The 15,507-nt window shown below is 62.2% G+C and carries 16 protein-coding genes; 13 read left to right on the top strand and 3 right to left on the bottom strand.

What is annotated here, in order from left to right:
- The first annotated feature begins 109 nt into the window (after positions 1–109).
- From AFIDRAFT_RS01875 to AFIDRAFT_RS01830, 11 genes are all read left to right on the top strand, one after another.
- Positions 110–262 carry an aa3-type cytochrome c oxidase subunit IV gene (locus tag AFIDRAFT_RS01875; protein WP_009337307.1) on the top strand — a complete coding sequence of 51 codons (153 nt, stop codon included), beginning with the start codon at positions 110–112 and terminating at the stop codon, positions 260–262.
- A 119-nt stretch (positions 263–381) separates the two neighbouring features.
- Positions 382–1,509, top strand: a complete 1,128-nt coding sequence (locus AFIDRAFT_RS01870) for a Re/Si-specific NAD(P)(+) transhydrogenase subunit alpha (protein ID WP_009337306.1) — start codon at positions 382–384, stop codon at positions 1,507–1,509.
- Positions 1,510–1,520: 11 nt separating this feature from the next.
- Positions 1,521–1,841 carry a proton-translocating transhydrogenase family protein gene (locus AFIDRAFT_RS01865; protein WP_002718713.1) on the top strand — a complete coding sequence of 107 codons (321 nt, stop codon included), beginning with the start codon at positions 1,521–1,523 and terminating at the stop codon, positions 1,839–1,841.
- Positions 1,842–1,855: 14 nt separating this feature from the next.
- Positions 1,856–3,259 (top strand): NAD(P)(+) transhydrogenase (Re/Si-specific) subunit beta, encoded by a 1,404-nt coding sequence (locus AFIDRAFT_RS01860; RefSeq protein ID WP_009337305.1) that lies wholly within the window; start codon positions 1,856–1,858, stop codon positions 3,257–3,259.
- Between the two features lie 298 nt (positions 3,260–3,557).
- Positions 3,558–3,755, top strand: a complete 198-nt coding sequence (gene napE, locus AFIDRAFT_RS19205) for a periplasmic nitrate reductase, NapE protein (protein WP_009337304.1) — start codon at positions 3,558–3,560, stop codon at positions 3,753–3,755.
- A 9-nt stretch (positions 3,756–3,764) separates the two neighbouring features.
- Positions 3,765–4,067: a chaperone NapD gene (locus AFIDRAFT_RS01855; protein ID WP_009337303.1), complete on the top strand. Its 303-nt coding sequence runs from the start codon at positions 3,765–3,767 to the stop codon at positions 4,065–4,067.
- Positions 4,068–4,070: 3 nt separating this feature from the next.
- On the top strand, positions 4,071–6,566 hold the full coding sequence (gene napA / locus AFIDRAFT_RS01850) for a periplasmic nitrate reductase subunit alpha (protein WP_009337302.1): 2,496 nt from the start codon (positions 4,071–4,073) through the stop codon (positions 6,564–6,566).
- Entirely contained in the window at positions 6,539–7,036 is a 498-nt protein-coding gene (locus AFIDRAFT_RS01845; RefSeq protein ID WP_009337301.1) for a nitrate reductase cytochrome c-type subunit, read from the top strand. Before napA ends, AFIDRAFT_RS01845 begins: the two co-directional genes overlap by 28 nt.
- Before the next feature lie 7 nt (positions 7,037–7,043).
- On the top strand, positions 7,044–7,757 hold the full coding sequence (locus AFIDRAFT_RS01840; RefSeq protein WP_009337300.1) for a cytochrome c3 family protein: 714 nt from the start codon (positions 7,044–7,046) through the stop codon (positions 7,755–7,757).
- A 131-nt stretch (positions 7,758–7,888) separates the two neighbouring features.
- Positions 7,889–8,989, top strand: a complete 1,101-nt coding sequence (locus AFIDRAFT_RS01835; RefSeq protein WP_040297711.1) for a calcium:cation antiporter — start codon at positions 7,889–7,891, stop codon at positions 8,987–8,989.
- A gap of 119 nt (positions 8,990–9,108) precedes the next feature.
- Positions 9,109–10,002: a hypothetical protein gene (locus tag AFIDRAFT_RS01830; RefSeq protein ID WP_009337298.1), complete on the top strand. Its 894-nt coding sequence runs from the start codon at positions 9,109–9,111 to the stop codon at positions 10,000–10,002.
- Between the two features lie 122 nt (positions 10,003–10,124).
- Here the strand turns inward: AFIDRAFT_RS01830 and AFIDRAFT_RS01825 are convergent, their stop codons facing one another.
- Positions 10,125–11,321, bottom strand: coding sequence for a substrate-binding domain-containing protein (locus AFIDRAFT_RS01825; RefSeq protein ID WP_009337297.1), 1,197 nt, complete (start codon positions 11,319–11,321; stop codon positions 10,125–10,127).
- A 114-nt stretch (positions 11,322–11,435) separates the two neighbouring features.
- Here AFIDRAFT_RS01825 and AFIDRAFT_RS01820 point away from each other — a divergent pair, with 114 nt between their 5' ends.
- A complete protein-coding gene (locus AFIDRAFT_RS01820; RefSeq protein WP_009337296.1) occupies positions 11,436–12,923 on the top strand; it encodes an aldehyde dehydrogenase family protein in 1,488 nt (495 codons plus the stop codon).
- A gap of 137 nt (positions 12,924–13,060) precedes the next feature.
- Here the strand turns inward: AFIDRAFT_RS01820 and rpsU are convergent, their stop codons facing one another.
- Positions 13,061–13,360: a 30S ribosomal protein S21 gene (rpsU, locus tag AFIDRAFT_RS01815; protein WP_009337295.1), complete on the bottom strand. Its 300-nt coding sequence runs from the start codon at positions 13,358–13,360 to the stop codon at positions 13,061–13,063.
- Positions 13,361–13,630: 270 nt separating this feature from the next.
- Between rpsU and aqpZ the strand changes: the two genes are divergently transcribed.
- Positions 13,631–14,347, top strand: coding sequence for an aquaporin Z (aqpZ, locus tag AFIDRAFT_RS01810; protein WP_009337294.1), 717 nt, complete (start codon positions 13,631–13,633; stop codon positions 14,345–14,347).
- A gap of 56 nt (positions 14,348–14,403) precedes the next feature.
- On the opposite strand, the gene AFIDRAFT_RS01805 is transcribed toward aqpZ, so the two are convergent.
- Entirely contained in the window at positions 14,404–15,501 is a 1,098-nt protein-coding gene (locus AFIDRAFT_RS01805; RefSeq protein ID WP_009337293.1) for a 5-(carboxyamino)imidazole ribonucleotide synthase, read from the bottom strand.
- Positions 15,502–15,507 lie beyond the last annotated feature (6 nt).

Below are 15,507 nucleotides of genomic sequence, written 5' to 3'. Positions count from 1 at the left end.
AGAAACCCGGCGCTTGTGGGTTGTACAACTTTTTGCCTAGAAGGACCGTTGCTCTGCCAAGGCAAGTGCGGTATTGCCCACGCAAAGCAAAGTGCTGGAGGCAACTATAATGGCGGACCACAGTGAGGTGGCCTACACGACCGCGGATGGCAACGACTATCCCGCTCATGAGCAGACCTACGAGTCATTCCTGAAGCTGACCAAATACACCTGCGTGACGCTGGTGGTGATTTTGGCGCTGATGGCGATTTTCCTCACCTGAATTCGACTTTTCCCTGAACTTACAACGGGATTGGAAGGAAGCGGCTTACGCCGCTTCCGCGTGTAGCAGAGGTGCGTCATGCACCGGTCAGACGCGGCTTTGAGATCGCGGGAGGCTTTATGAAGATAGCGATTGCCAAGGAACAGGACGCGGCCGAGCCGCGTGTCGCGGCGACGCCCGACACTGTGAAGAAATTCAAGTCGCTCGGTATCGACGTTGCGATCGAGCCGGGCGCGGGCATCAAGTCCGGCCTGCTGGATGCCGACTACGAAGCCATGGGTGCCGTGGTCAGCGCCGACGCCGTGAAGGACGCCGACATCGTCATCAAGGTGAAGCGCCCGACCGCAGCCGAAGCTGCCTCCTACAAGAAGGGTGCGCTCGCGATCGCGATCATGGACCCGTACAACAACGACGCTGCGCTGAAGTCGCTCGCCGATGCCGGCGTGTCGGCCTTCGCGATGGAGTTGATGCCACGCATCACCCGCGCGCAGGTGATGGACGTACTGTCCTCTCAGGCGAACCTCGCGGGCTATCGCGCCGTGATCGAAGGCGCCGAGGCCTTCGGCCGCGCCTTCCCGATGATGATGACCGCAGCGGGTACCGTGCCTGCCGCCAAGGTGTTCGTGATGGGTGTCGGCGTCGCCGGCCTCCAGGCGATCGCGACCGCGCGCCGCCTCGGCGCCGTCGTCTCCGCCACCGACGTTCGCCCGGCGACGAAGGAGCAGGTCGAGTCGCTCGGCGCAAAATTCCTTGCCGTCGAGGACGAGGAATTCAAGAACGCGCAGACGGCGGGCGGCTACGCCAAGGAAATGTCCAAGGAATACCAGGCCAAGCAGGCCGCGCTCACCGCCGAGCACATCAAGAAGCAGGACATCATCATCACCACGGCTTTGATCCCGGGCCGTCCGGCTCCGAAGCTCGTCACGCTTGAGATGGTGAAGTCGATGAAGCCCGGCTCCGTGCTGGTCGACCTCGCGGTCGAACGCGGCGGCAACGTCGAGGGTGCGAAGGCCGATGAGATCGCGGACGTCAACGGCGTCAAGATCATCGGCTACACCAACCTCGCGGGCAAGGTCCCGGCGTCGGCCTCGGGCCTTTACGCCCGCAACCTGCAGGCGTTCATCGAGACGATGTTCGACAAGGAAACCAAGTCGCTGGCCGTGAAGTGGGACGACGAACTGGTCAAGGCCACCGCGCTGACCAAGGACGGCGCCGTCATCCACCCGAACTTCCAGCCGAAGGCGTAAGGAGTCCAGCCATGCATGGTATTGAGATTGTCGACCCGTTCGTGTTCCGGCTGTCGATCTTCGTGCTCGCGGTGTTCGTGGGCTATTTCGTGGTGTGGTCGGTGACGCCCGCGCTGCACACGCCGCTGATGTCGGTGACCAACGCGATCTCCTCGGTGATCGTGGTCGGTGCGCTGCTCGCGGTCGGCGTGGCACTCGTCGGCGACGACAACGGCCCGCTCTGGGCACGGGCCTTCGGGTTCGTCGCGCTGATCTTCGCATGCATCAACATCTTTGGCGGCTTCCTTGTCACCCAGCGCATGCTGGCGATGTACAAGAAGAAGCAGAAGTGAGCAGGGGCTGAGCCATGAACGCTAATCTTTCGGCCCTGCTCTATCTCGTCGCAGGCGTCCTTTTCATTCTGTCGCTGCGCGGGCTGTCCAGCCCGGCGTCCTCGCGTCAGGGCAACTTCTTCGGCATGGTCGGTATGGCGATCGCGGTCGCCACCACGCTCGCGGCGCATCCGCCGGCGAGCGCTACCGGCTGGATCCTCGTGCTGCTCGGCATCGCCATCGGCGGTTCGATCGGCGCTGTGATCGCCAAGCGCGTGCCGATGACGGCGATGCCTGAACTGGTCGCCGCCTTCCACTCGCTGGTCGGCATGGCCGCCGTGCTCGTTGCCGCCGGTGCGTTCTACGCACCGACCGCCTTCGGCATCGGCACCCACGGCGCGATCCACGCCCAGAGCCTCGTCGAAATGTCGCTCGGCGTCGCCATCGGCGCGCTGACCTTCACCGGCTCGGTGATCGCGTTCGCCAAGCTCTCCGGCCGTATGAGCGGTGCGCCCATCATTTTGCCGGCGCGCCACATCATCAACATCGTGCTGGCGCTGGCGCTGATGTTCTTCATCTACGGCCTGATCTCCTCGCAGAGCGCGGTCGACTTCTGGCTCATCACCATCATCGCGCTGGTGCTCGGCGTGCTCCTGATCATTCCGATCGGCGGCGCCGACATGCCGGTGGTGATCTCGATGCTCAACTCCTACTCGGGTTGGGCCGCGGCCGGCATCGGCTTCACCCTCGGCAACTCGGCGCTCATCATCACCGGCGCCCTTGTCGGCTCGTCGGGTGCGATCCTGTCCTACATCATGTGTCACGCGATGAACCGTTCCTTCATCTCGGTCATCCTCGGCGGCTTCGGCGCCGATGGCGGTGCCGCGGCTGCGGCCGGAGCGTCTGGCGAAGTGAAGCCGGTCAAGCTCGGCTCGGCCGACGACGCGGCCTTCATCATGAAGAACGCGCAGAAGGTCATCATTGTGCCGGGCTACGGCATGGCGGTGGCGCAGGCCCAGCACGCGCTGCGTGAAATGGCCGACACGCTGAAGAAGGAAGGCGTCGAGGTGAAGTACGCCATCCATCCGGTCGCGGGCCGCATGCCCGGCCACATGAACGTGCTGCTGGCGGAAGCCAACGTGCCTTACGACGAGGTGTTCGAACTCGAGGATATCAACTCGGAGTTCGCGCAGGCCGACGTCGCGTTCGTGATCGGCGCCAACGACGTCACCAACCCGGCGGCGGAAGAAGATCCGTCCTCGCCGATCTACGGTATGCCCGTTCTTCAGGTCTGGAAGGCCGGCACCGTGATGTTCATCAAGCGCTCGCTCGCTTCCGGTTACGCCGGCGTCGACAACCCGCTGTTCTATCGTGACAACACGATGATGCTGCTGGGCGACGCCAAGAAGATGACGGAGAACATCGTCAAGGCGATGTAATTGGACTCTGGATGAAGCCTCGCCCTTGAGGCTTCCTCCACCACCAAAGTCATGTGGCATTCGCCGTCAAAACCCGGCGAAATCAAATCTTTAAACCCCTCGATCGCATCGCGCGATCGAGGGGTTTTTGCATGGCCCGCCCTTTCTCGACATCTGACCTTGATGACGCCGATCGATACAATTGTAGGCACACGCAACGGCTGTTCTTCGAGGGACTTGCTACAAAGAGTAAGTTGGGCCTAGGATTGACGTGCTCGTAAAGCCCTGACGCCGCAAGCCCGTAAGGCCTGAGGTTGCCATGATCGACTCGTCGAACAACGGCACGCGACAGGATTCTTCGAATGCCGTCCCAACGCGGCGGGACGAGCTTATTGTTTTTGCCATCATCGCAGCATTGATCTGGCCGGTCGTCGCCGTTGGCGTGGTGGGCGGCTTTGGCTTTTGTATCTGGATGTCCCAATTGATCCTGGGGCCGCCCGGACCCCCTGGGACTTGAGGTACAGCGATGAGCGAGTCTCTCTCCCGGCGCAGTGTGATTACAGGGCGATTGGCGGATGAGATGATTCACATCTCCAGCGCCGTCGTGTCGGTGCTTCCACAAAACAGAGACGATGTTGTCCGCGCACTGGAAGCGATGGACGGTGTCGAAGTCCATCACATGGCGGTGTCGAAGATAGTCGTCGTGATGGAAGCGCATGACAGCGGCATTCTCGGGAGCCATCTGGCGGAAATCGCCACGTGGCCCGGCGTGCTGTCTGCCAACATGGTGTTTGAACAGGCTGAGAGGTTCACCCGTATCGGAGATTAGGCAATGGCCCTTACGCGCCGTGAACTGCTGAAGGCTCATGCAGCGGCTGTTGCAGCCGCGGCAGCCAATATCAGTCTTCCCGCCATGGCACAGCCGGTCGCGGGCGGCACCGGATCGCTGGAAATCAAATGGTCGAAAGCGCCGTGTCGTTTTTGCGGCACCGGATGCGGGGTGATGGTCGGCGTCAAGGACGGGAAAGTGGTCGCAACCCATGGCGACACGCTTGCGGAGGTCAATCGCGGGCTGAACTGCATCAAGGGTTATTTCCTATCCAAGATCATGTATGGCGGCGACCGTCTGACGATGCCGTTGTTGCGCAAGAAAAACGGGGTGTTCGCCAAGGACGGCGATCTCACGCCGGTCAGCTGGGATGAAGCCTTCGACATCATGGCCGAGCGCGCCAAAGCGGTTTTGAAGGCGAAAGGCCCGACCGCGCTTGGCATGTTTGGCTCCGGCCAGTGGACGATCTACGAGGGTTATGCCGCAACCAAGCTGATGCGCGCCGGATTCCGCTCGAACAATCTCGATCCCAATGCGCGTCATTGCATGGCGTCGGCAGCTTACGCGTTCATGCGGACATTCGGCATGGATGAGCCGATGGGCTGCTACGACGACTTCGAGGCTGCGGATGCATTCGTCCTCTGGGGATCGAATATGGCGGAGATGCATCCGATCCTCTGGACGCGTCTGACCGACCGCAGGCTGAGTCAACGGCATGTCAAGGTCGCCGTGTTGTCGACTTTTACCAACCGGAGTTCGGATCTCGCCGACATTCCGATCGTCTTCAAGCCCGGGACAGACTTGGCGATTCTGAATTATATCGCCAACCACATCATCTCGACCGGGCGGGTGAACGAGGATTTCGTCAAGAACCACACCACCTTCGTGCGGGGCACGGTCGATATCGGCTACGGCCTGCGCCCCGACAATCCGCTGGAGCAGAAAGCCAAGGGCGCCGCAACCGCGGCGGCGATGACGCCCATCGATTTCAAGGCCTATTCCGACTTCGTGAAGGACTACACGGTCGAGAAGGTCTCCAAGCTGACCGGCGTGGAGCGCGGCTTTCTGCAAGAACTCGCCGAATTGTACGCCGACCCCAACCGGAAGGTGATGTCGCTTTGGACGATGGGCTTCAACCAACATGTCCGGGGCGTCTGGGCGAATCAGCTCCTTTACAACCTGCATCTTCTGACCGGCAAGATCTCGGAGCCGGGCAATTCGCCGTTCTCCCTGACCGGCCAGCCGTCGGCTTGCGGCACGGCGCGCGAGGTAGGCACGTTCGCACACCGCCTGCCGGCCGACATGACCGTGACCAATCCGGAGCATCGCAAGCATGCGGAAGAAATCTGGCGTGTCCCGCACGGCATCATTCCGGAGAAGCCAGGTTATCACGCCGTGGAGCAGGACCGCATGCTTCACGACGGCAAGCTCAATTTCTACTGGGTCCAGGTCAACAACAACGTGCAGGCGGCGCCGAACAATTCGCGCGAGACCTATGTCGGTTATCGCAACCCGGATAATTTCATCGTTGTCTCGGACGCCTATCCGACGGTGACGGCGATGGCGGCCGATCTCGTGCTTCCGGCGGCTATGTGGGTCGAAAAGGAAGGCGCCTATGGCAATGCGGAGCGCCGCACCCATGTGTGGCGGCAGCTCGTTAATGCGCCGGGGCAGGCGCGCTCCGATCTCTGGCAGATCATGGAGTTCTCAAAACGCTTCACTACCGATGAGGTGTGGCCCGCGGACATTCTCACGGCGAACCCAAACCACAAGGGAAAAACGCTGTTCGACGTGTTGTTCCGCAACGGCAATGTCGACAAGTTTTCGGCGAGCGAAGTCCCGGCCGAATACGACAATATGGAAGCGAAGCAGTTCGGCTTCTACGTTCAGAAGGGATTGTTTGAAGAATACGCATCCTTCGGGCGCGGGCATGGCCACGATCTCGCACCGTTCGACATGTATCACGGGAATCGCGGAATGCGCTGGCCGGTCGTGGACGGCAAGGAGACCAAATGGCGCTTTCGCGAAGGCCTCGATCCTTACGTCAAGCCCGGAAAGAAGATCGACTTTTACGGACAGCCGGATGGACGGGCCAAGATCATCGCCGTGCCATACGAGCCGCCGGCAGAATCTCCCGACAAGGACTACGACATCTGGCTTGTGACAGGCCGCGTGCTTGAGCATTGGCATTCGGGGTCAATGACCATGCGGGTGCCTGAGCTCTACAAGGCATTTCCCGGTGCTCGCGTTTTCATGCATGCCGAAGATGCGCGTGCCCGCGGCATCAACCAGGGCGCCGAAGTCCGCGTCGTATCGCGCCGGGGCGAAATCCGGACCCGTGTCGATACACAGGGGCGCAACCGCATGCCACGCGGAGTCGTCTTCGTTCCCTGGTTCGATGCCAGCCAGCTCATCAACAAGGCCACCCTCGACGCCACCGATCCGATTTCCAAACAAACGGATTTCAAGAAATGCGCAGTCAAGATCGTTCCGGTTTAGCCGAGATGCGTCATGCGCTCATCGGAGCCGTAGCCAGCGCCATGCTCGTGTTTGTTTGCGGGACGATCTATGCTCAGAACGCTCCGCAAATCGTCGATCGCCTGACCGGCGCCGCTTCTCCCATGAGCGAGAACCCGGCGCCTCCTCTCGCGCGGCCGATCGTCAACGACAAAAGGGTGATGCGCAATTACCCTGAGCAGCCGCCGATCATTCCTCATTCGATCGAGAATTATCAGCTCACGCTCGAAACCAACCGCTGCCTTGACTGCCATCGCCGCCAATACACCGAAGGATCGGGCGCGCCGATGATCAGCGTAACTCACTTCATGGATCGTGACGGGCAGGTGCTCGCCGACGTCACGCCGCGACGCTATTTCTGCACCGAGTGCCACGTCCAGCAAACCGATGCGGCTCCCCTGGTTCCCAACACATTCACAGATATCCTGGTCGTCGGATCAGAGAAGCGGTGAATGTCCCATGGCTCGCCTCAAGCAATTGCTGCTCTGGTTCTGGAACATCGCAAGCCGCCCCAGTGCTCACATCAGCCTTGGCGTGCTCGCGCTCGGCGGCTTCATCTGCGGCGTGATTTTCTGGGGCGGTTTCAATACCGCGCTTGAGGTCACCAACACCGAGAAATTCTGCACCTCGTGCCATGAGATGCACGACAACGTCTATCAGGAATTGCAGCGCACGATCCATTTCACGAATCGCTCGGGCGTCCGGGCGAGTTGTCCCGACTGCCATGTGCCGCACGACTGGACTGACAAGATCGCACGCAAGATGCAGGCTTCGAAAGAGGTGTGGGGAAAGATATTCGGCACCATCTCGACCCGGCAGAAATTTCTCGACAAGCGGCTGGAGCTTGCCAAGCACGAGTGGGCGCGGCTGAAGGCAAACGACTCGCTGGAGTGTCGCAACTGCCATTCCTCAATAGCGATGGACTTCACCAAGCAAACCAGACGCGCCGCAGAGATTCATTCGCGTTTTCTCATAAACGGCGAAAAGACATGCATCGACTGTCACAAGGGCATCGCCCATCAATTGCCCGACATGACGGGCATCGAACCGGGCTGGCGCGCGCCGCCTGAACTGCGCGACCGGCAGAGTTCTCTCGACGAGCAGCAGGAAGCGTTACGGCATTATGTAACATTCGAGGCTGCCTCGCAGAACGAGATAAACCCCGACAAGTGAGAGACATGCTCTGTGTGTCTTGATTGAGGGCTGTGTGATTTAGTTGTGGAATTTTCCAAACGGTCGGGCTTTTCAAAACCGGATGCGGGCGGGGCCGTGGACCCGTCATCAAAATGCGCTAAGCTTGCAGCATGAGCACATCTCACGCGATGCCACGGTCAGCCTGGGTTTTCCCGGCGCTGGCCGTTTTGCTGTTTGCGGCTACGGCGATCCCTTCGCTCGGCATTGGTTTTACGCATTCCTTTGCAGGGCTGGTGTTTGCCGCGGTGCTGCTCGTCATCCTGTTCGGCACGGTATTCGCCGCCGTCCACCATGCCGAGGTGATCGCGGAGCGGGTCGGGGAGCCGTTCGGGACGCTGCTGCTGACGCTCGCCGTCACCGTCATCGAGGTCGCGCTGATCGCGACGCTGATGCTGGGCGAGCAGGAAGTCCCCACGCTGGCGCGCGACACCGTATTCGCCGTGGTGATGATCGTCTGCAACGGGCTTGTCGGCGCCTGCATTCTCGTCGGCGGGTTGCGCTACCGCGAGCAGGAATTCCAGATCACCGGCGTTAACGTCTACCTGTCCGTGCTCACGGTGTTCGCGACCATCACGCTGGTGCTGCCGAACTACACGCTGGAGACGCCGGGGCCGGTCTACTCACATCTGCAGCTCGGATTCGTGAGCGTGGTCACGATCATTCTCTACGGAGTCTTTCTCTACACCCAGACCATCCGCCATCGCGATTACTTCGTGGGCGGGCAACAGGAGGAGAATGGCCACGCGGTCGCGTCCGGCGGCGCGTTGGTGATGAGCGCGGTGCTGCTGCTTGTCTCGCTGGTGGCCGTGGTGCTGCTGGCCAAGAAGTTCTCGCTGGTGGTGGATGCCGGTGCGGCGGCCATCGGCGCGCCACCTGCCTTTGCCGGTGTGGTCGTCGCCATGCTGGTGCTGCTGCCGGAGAGCATCGCGGCGCTGTCCGCCGCCCGCAAGAACGACCTGCAGAAAAGCATCAATCTCGCGCTCGGCTCGTCGCTCGCCACCATCGGCCTGACAATCCCGGCGGTGGCGGAAGCCGCCTACCTTCTCGACAAGACGCTGGTGCTCGGTCTGCCGTCACGGGACATCGCGCTTTTGGCGATGACCATGCTGGTCAGCATGATGACGTTCGGAACCGGCCGCACCAACATCCTGTTTGGGCTGGTGCATCTGGTCATTTTCGCGATCTTTCTGCTGCTGGTTTTCGTCCCTTAACCGCCTCGCAAGCATTGAATTCTAAAGCGTGACCAATTGCCACCATGCGGTCGCAGTTGATCCCTCAATCGGCCCAAAAGTTCCCGCATGCAGGCGCGGCGCGGGGAGCACATTCGGCGATGATCAAGAAATTTCTGTCCAAATATCTTCTGGAGGTGATCCCTTCCATCGTGGCGACGGTCGTCGGCGCCTACATCGTGACCAATTACATCAACGCCAAGCCGCCCGCCGACAAGCCGCCGGCGGCGATGTCCGCACCTGCCCAGGCCGCTTCCGGGACGCCGAACAACGCCGAGGCCTCCGCGAAGGCCGAGGCTGCCGCCAGGGCGGAAGCCAAAGCCGCCGAGGCAAAGGCGGCTGCGGAGCGGGTGGCCAGTGAGAAGGCCGCAGCGGCCAAGGTTGCCACTGAGAAGGCCGCCGCAGACAAGGCGGAGGCCCGGAAGTCCGCCGAACGGCTCGCCAGTGAGAAGCGCGAGGCCGAGAAGCGGGAACTGGAGCGGAAGGAAGCCGAGCGGCGCGAAGCTGAGAAGCGCGAGCGCGCCCTCGCCAAGGCTGCCCCCGTGGCTCGGACTCCAGCCACGAGGCCGGTCGAGGAGACCGCGGCCACTCCCGACGCCAACGATCTGGCGCGCGCCGCCATCGCGCGGCTGCGGGCCGAACAGCCTGCCGCCGTTGCGCAGCCGGTTCCGAAAATGCCCGAACACACGGTTGCTCCGGTGATCGCGGCGCCTGCCCCTCAGCCTGCCGTGCCGCCTATGCGTGAGGCCAATATCAGCCCAATCGCGCCGTCGCCGCCTGCGGCGGTGACGCCGCTGCCGACGGCTTCCATCGCCACGACGCCGCCCGTTGCCGATGTCAGCGCCTCGCATCTGGTGCCGCCCGCCGACATCCCCTCGCGTCCGCTCGATCTGAACGCTGGCGATGACAGCAAAAAGGACAAGGACAGCAGTTCGGTCGTCTCGGACGTGATGTCGGCGACGAAGTCCGCCTTCCAGGCCGTACTGCCGCACTGACATCCAGTCTGTCTGGATTGGAGTAGACTCTCTCCCCGTCATTCCCGCGAAAGCGGGAATCCACTCCCAAGACTGGGTCCCCGCCTTCGCGGGGACGACAACTAATGGTCTGACGACCCTGCCTAACGGCGCGCTTTTTTCTTCGCGGCTTTGGCGGCGGGCTTTGCAACGGTCCTTGCAGCCGTCTTTTTCCCCGGTTGGGCCCGTTTGGCGGGCGGCCGCGAAGGCGCCGGTGCGCCGGGATTTTCTACCATCGACTCGAAGAAGTCCCTCACGAGGCTGATCTCGCCGGGGCGGGATGCGCTATAGCCCGGCAGGTTGGCGATCGCATTCCGGAATTCCTCGCCCTTCATGAGGTCGAGCAGGTGCTGCATCGGCTGCGTCTCGAGGAAGGCGCGGTGGCAGACGAAGAAATAGTCCTCGGTCAGCAGCGGGATGAAATCCAGCCCGAACTGCCGCGCCGCCGCCTCGACGCCGAAGGTCGCATCCGCCATGTCGCTCGCGACGAAGGCTGCGACCGCCGCGTGGGTGAACTCCAGTTGCGTCTCCTGCACGGCGGAGGGGTCGATGTGATGCAATTCCAGCAATTGGTTGAACACCTGCCGCGTGCCGGAATCGTGGTCGCGGTTTACGAAGCGCGCCTTGTGCGCGACGAGATCCTCGAGCGAGTGGATTTTCAGTGGATTGCCGCGCTTCGTCATCAGGCCCATTTCGCGGGTGACGAGGCTGATAACGCGATCCTCCTTCGGGTCGAGCCATTCGAGGCAGGAGCGGATGTTCTGCTCGCGCAGCGGACCGCGCGGCAGATGGACGCCCGACAGATCGCAGGCATTCTGTGCGAGTGAGACCAAGGAATTCTGGTTGCTGACATAACGCAGATCGACGCCGAGCGCGGGCAGGCGGTCGAGCATTTCGCGCAGTTTCGACACCGCGAAGCCGTGGCTCGCGTGAACGCGGATCACCGACGGCTCCTGATGCAGGAACGGTTTGATCTCGCTCGCGAGCTCCTGCGCGAGGTTCTGCAGTTGCGGGCCGAGCCGCGCTTCGAGCCGCTGTCCCGCCCAGACCAGTTTCTCGCCGAACGGCGTCAGCGTCGTGCCGCGGCCGCGCTGGCGCTCGACGAGCGGCGCGCCGAAGAATGCCGACCATTGCTCGATCAAATTCCAGACGTGCCGGTACGACAGATTGGCGTGCGTGGCGGCGCTGGTGAGTTTTCCGGTCTGCCGAATCTCATTGAGGATGCCAAGCATGACGATGGCAGCCTGTGGGCTGCCTTCTTTACGAAATCGCCAGACCGGTTCGATTTCGATATGAAGCATCGTGCCTCCCTTATGTATTTATGTTCATATGCCGGAAACGCTTGCGCCTTAGATATCATATTTTTTATTGAAGAAATCCTCCTACCTTAAAGAACAAGAAAAAGGAGGAATATGATGTCTGTAGCATATGACTACGATGCTGCATCGCTCATCAGGCGCGTTTCGGCCCGGGAAAAACTGCTCGTCATCGATGGCAAGCTTGTTCCCGCCGCCTCCGGCAAGACCTTCAGAAGCATCAACCCCGCCACCGAGGACGTTATTGCCACCGTCTCCGAAGGCGGCGTGGAGGATGTGGAGCGGGCCGTTGCGGCGGCACGGCGGGCCTTCGAAGGCCCGTGGAGCCTGATGCGTGCTGCCGAGCGGAGCAGGATCCTGTTCCGGCTTGTCGAACTGATGAAGGAGCACACCGACGAACTCGCTGAACTCGAAAGTCTCGATGCCGGCAAGCCTATTTCGGCTGTGTTGCGGCAGGATCTGCCTGCCGCGATCGATACCCTGACGTACTATGCCGGGTGGGCCGACAAGGTTCATGGCGAAGTGATCCCTGCGCGTGAGGGCGCGCTGACCTACACCGTGCGCGAACCGGTGGGTGTGGTTGCGGCGATCGTGCCGTGGAATTTCCCGATGATGATCGGAATGTGGAAACTGGCTCCCGCGCTGGCATGTGGCTGTACCGTGGTGATGAAGCCGGCCGAACTGACCTCGCTCTCGGCGCTGCGGATTGCCGAACTCGCACTCGAAGCCGGGCTTCCGGCGGGGGTGCTCAATATTGTCGCAGGCTCCGGCCGCGTGGTCGGCGAGGCGCTCGTCAACCATCCGGATGTCGACAAGGTGACCTTCACCGGCTCACCGGGCGTCGGCCGTGGCATCATGAAAGGTGCGGCGAGCAACTTCAAACATGTCTCGCTCGAGCTGGGCGGCAAGTCGGCCAACGTGATTTTCGAGGACGCGGACCTTGCTGCCGCGACCAAGTCGGCGGCGTCGGGCGTGTTCTTCAACGCAGGCCAGGTGTGCTCGGCAGGCTCCCGCGTGCTGGCGCATGAGAAGGTCTATGACGAAGTCGTCGAGCGTCTCACGGCCCGCGCTCGGACCATGAAGATCGGCGATCCGTCGGATCGCTCCACGATGCTTGGCCCGGTGATTTCCGAGAAGCAGATGAACAGCATTCTCGGTTACATCGACATCGGCCAGAAGGAAGGTGCCTCGCTGACGACCGGCGGCGAGCGGATCGGCCAACGCGGCTTCTACATCGCGCCGACGGTGTTCGCGAATGTCGAGCACGAGATGCGTATCTCGCAGGAGGAAATCTTCGGGCCTGTGGTGAGTGTCATCAAGTTCAAGGACGACGCGGAGGCTCTGCGCATCGCCAACGGCACGGCTTTCAGCCTCGCCGCGGGTGCGTGGAGCCGCGACATCGGTCGCCTGCAGCACTTCGCCCGCCACGCCAAGGCAGGCACGGTCTGGCTGAACACGTTCGGCTACACCGATGTCCGTCTGCCGTGGGGCGGTGCGCATGACTCAGGTCTTGGCCGCGAGCGTGGCACCGCGGCGCTGAAGAACTTCACCGAGGAAAAGGTAGTCTGGCTCAACACCAGAGGGTGAGGGTGGACATGACTGCCGCGAAACGCGGCGTGCTTTCTCTCCCCGTAAACGGGAAGAGGTGAAGAAGACATCACGCAAAACGAAAAACGCGGACCGAAAGGCCCGCGTTTTTTTTAATTCTGACTGAGAAAGATCGCTTAGGAGCGAGGAGCGCGCGCGCCACCGGCTGCGCCGCCACGGCCGCCTGCGCCACGCTCGGCGCCAGCGCCGAACACCGGCTTCGGCTTCATCGGCAGCAGGCCTTCGCGCTGCAGCTTCTTGCGGGCGAGCTTGCGGGCGCGGCGAACGGCTTCCGCCTTCTCGCGAGCCTTCTTCTCGGACGGCTTTTCATAATGACCGCGGAGCTTCATCTCGCGGAAAATACCCTCGCGCTGCATCTTCTTCTTCAGCGCCTTGAGGGCCTGGTCGACATTGTTATCGCGGACGAGAACCTGCACGCGGCATCCTTTTTTGGTTCGAAAGCCTGAAAATGGGGACGAAAGAAAGGGTCGCCAAAGGCAAAGCCCTTCACGTCGAAGCCGGGTTTCTACCAGATCGGGGGGGTGGTGTCCACGCCTGTGGACAGGGTTTTTCGCAGGTAGGGAAGCCACAAATCACGGGCAGATTGGGCCTGGGCGGAGGGCGATTCGAGGGCGCCGGATGGCTCAGGGCATCGGATTCCCCACGGTTCCACCCGACAGATTGGCCACCGTTTCGGGAGACCACAGATGAACTCGAAAAAATATGCCGCCGAACTGATCGGCACCTTCTGGCTCACCTTCGCGGGCTGCGGCAGCGCGGTTCTGGCAGCGGCCTTTCCGCAGGTCGGCATCGGCCTGTTGGGCGTGGCGTTTACCTTCGGCCTGAGCGTCGTCACCATGGCCTTCGCCATCGGTCACATTTCCGGCTGCCATCTCAATCCCGCCGTGACGGTGGGGCTCTGTGCGGGGGGCCGCTTTCCCGGAAGCCAGGTCATTCCCTACATCGTCGCGCAGGTGATCGGCGCGATCGCGGGTGCGGCACTCCTGTATGTCATCGCCAGCGGCAAGGCGGGCTTCGACCTCGCCGGAGGCTTTGCCTCCAACGGCTATGGCGATCACTCGCCGGGCAAATACAGCCTGATGGCCGGGTTCGTCTGCGAAGTGACCATGACCGCGATGTTCCTGTTCGTCATCATGGGCGCGACCCACGGCAGGGCCCCTGCGGGCTTCGCGCCGCTCGCCATCGGCCTCGCGCTGGTGATGATCCACCTCGTCAGCATTCCCGTCACCAACACCTCGGTGAACCCGGCGCGCAGCACCGGCCCGGCGTTGTTCGTTGGCGGCTGGGCGTTGCAGCAGCTCTGGCTGTTCTGGGTCGCGCCGCTGATCGGCGGCGTCATCGGCGGCGTGGTCTATCGCTGGCTGAGCGATGAGCCCGCCGGCATCGTCGAGGGACGGAAGTAAGCTCTCGCTTTCCAAAATTTAAAGGCCGCTGCGAGCGATCGCGGCGGCCTTTTGTTTTACCTGTGGGGCTTCACCTCGGTGACATGTCCCATCTTGCGTCCCGGACGCGCCGCGCCCTTGCCGTAGAGATGAACTGTTGCACCGGGCACGGTCAGCCATTTGCCGTAGTCGAGAACCTCGTCGCCGATCAGGTTGGTCATGGTGACCTGGCCGTGGCGGATCGGGTTGCCGAGCGGCCAGCCCGCGATGGTGCGGATGTGCTGCTCGAACTGCGACACCGACGCGCCGTCCAGCGTCCAGTGGCCGGAATTGTGCACGCGCGGGGCGATCTCGTTGACCAGCAAACCCGGTCCGTTCTTACCGGGCACGACAAACAATTCCACCCCGAGCACGCCGACATAGTTCAGCGCGTTGGCGATCTTGGTCGCGATGGTGCGCGCCTCGTCGGCTAGGGCCGCGGGAATCGCCGCTGGCGCATAAGAAAATTTCAGGATGTGGTTCTGGTGCTCGTTTTCGGTAACGTCGAAGCAGACGACGTGGCCATCCGCCGAGCGCGCGGCGATCACCGAGACTTCCTTTTCGAAGGGCACGAAGCCTTCCAGAATCGCCGAGCGGGTGGCGAGCGCCGCCCACACCGCGTCGAGATCGTCGTCTTCGCGGATCATCGCCTGACCCTTGCCGTCATAGCCGAAACGCCGGGTCTTGAGCACGGCGGGCAGGCCGATCTTGGCGATCGCCTGCCGCAGGCTCTCGGCGGACGTCACGTCGGCGTAACCGGCGGTGCCGATGCCGAGACCGTTGACGAAATTCTTTTCAATCAGCCGGTCCTGCGTCGTCTCGAGGATCTTCGTGTCCGGCAGCACCGGGCGGCGCGCCTGCAAGGCCATCGCGGCGGCGGTCGGGACGTTCTCGAATTCATAGGTGATGACGTCGACGTCGGAAGCGAACAGCTCCAGCGCCTCGATGTCGGCATATTCGGCGCAGGTACAGTGTTGCACCACGTCGAAGGCGGGTGAATCCGGGTCGGGCGAGAAAACGTGGGATTTAAGGCCGAGCCGGGCGGCTGCGAGCGCCAGCATCCGGCCGAGCTGGCCGCCGCCCAAAATGCCAACCGTGTCGCCGGGTTTCAGCGCCACTTGTTTCGATGAAGTCACCTGGAA

Origin of the sequence: Afipia sp. 1NLS2, assembly GCF_000178995.1 — a bacterium.
In the GTDB taxonomy this organism is placed as follows: Bacteria; Pseudomonadota; Alphaproteobacteria; order Rhizobiales; family Xanthobacteraceae; genus Afipia.
This window is presented reverse-complemented; position numbering and strand designations above follow the sequence as displayed.

Coding starts and splice junctions, on each gene's coding strand:
- AFIDRAFT_RS01875 (WP_009337307.1), top strand. CDS start 110: ATGGCGGACCACAGTGAGGTGGCCTACACGACCGCGGATGGCAACGAC.
- AFIDRAFT_RS01870 (WP_009337306.1), top strand. CDS start 382: ATGAAGATAGCGATTGCCAAGGAACAGGACGCGGCCGAGCCGCGTGTC.
- AFIDRAFT_RS01865 (WP_002718713.1), top strand. CDS start 1,521: ATGCATGGTATTGAGATTGTCGACCCGTTCGTGTTCCGGCTGTCGATC.
- AFIDRAFT_RS01860 (WP_009337305.1), top strand. CDS start 1,856: ATGAACGCTAATCTTTCGGCCCTGCTCTATCTCGTCGCAGGCGTCCTT.
- napE (WP_009337304.1), top strand. CDS start 3,558: ATGATCGACTCGTCGAACAACGGCACGCGACAGGATTCTTCGAATGCC.
- AFIDRAFT_RS01855 (WP_009337303.1), top strand. CDS start 3,765: ATGAGCGAGTCTCTCTCCCGGCGCAGTGTGATTACAGGGCGATTGGCG.
- napA (WP_009337302.1), top strand. CDS start 4,071: ATGGCCCTTACGCGCCGTGAACTGCTGAAGGCTCATGCAGCGGCTGTT.
- AFIDRAFT_RS01845 (WP_009337301.1), top strand. CDS start 6,539: ATGCGCAGTCAAGATCGTTCCGGTTTAGCCGAGATGCGTCATGCGCTC.
- AFIDRAFT_RS01840 (WP_009337300.1), top strand. CDS start 7,044: ATGGCTCGCCTCAAGCAATTGCTGCTCTGGTTCTGGAACATCGCAAGC.
- AFIDRAFT_RS01835 (WP_040297711.1), top strand. CDS start 7,889: ATGAGCACATCTCACGCGATGCCACGGTCAGCCTGGGTTTTCCCGGCG.
- AFIDRAFT_RS01830 (WP_009337298.1), top strand. CDS start 9,109: ATGATCAAGAAATTTCTGTCCAAATATCTTCTGGAGGTGATCCCTTCC.
- AFIDRAFT_RS01825 (WP_009337297.1), bottom strand. CDS start 11,321: ATGCTTCATATCGAAATCGAACCGGTCTGGCGATTTCGTAAAGAAGGC.
- AFIDRAFT_RS01820 (WP_009337296.1), top strand. CDS start 11,436: ATGTCTGTAGCATATGACTACGATGCTGCATCGCTCATCAGGCGCGTT.
- aqpZ (WP_009337294.1), top strand. CDS start 13,631: ATGAACTCGAAAAAATATGCCGCCGAACTGATCGGCACCTTCTGGCTC.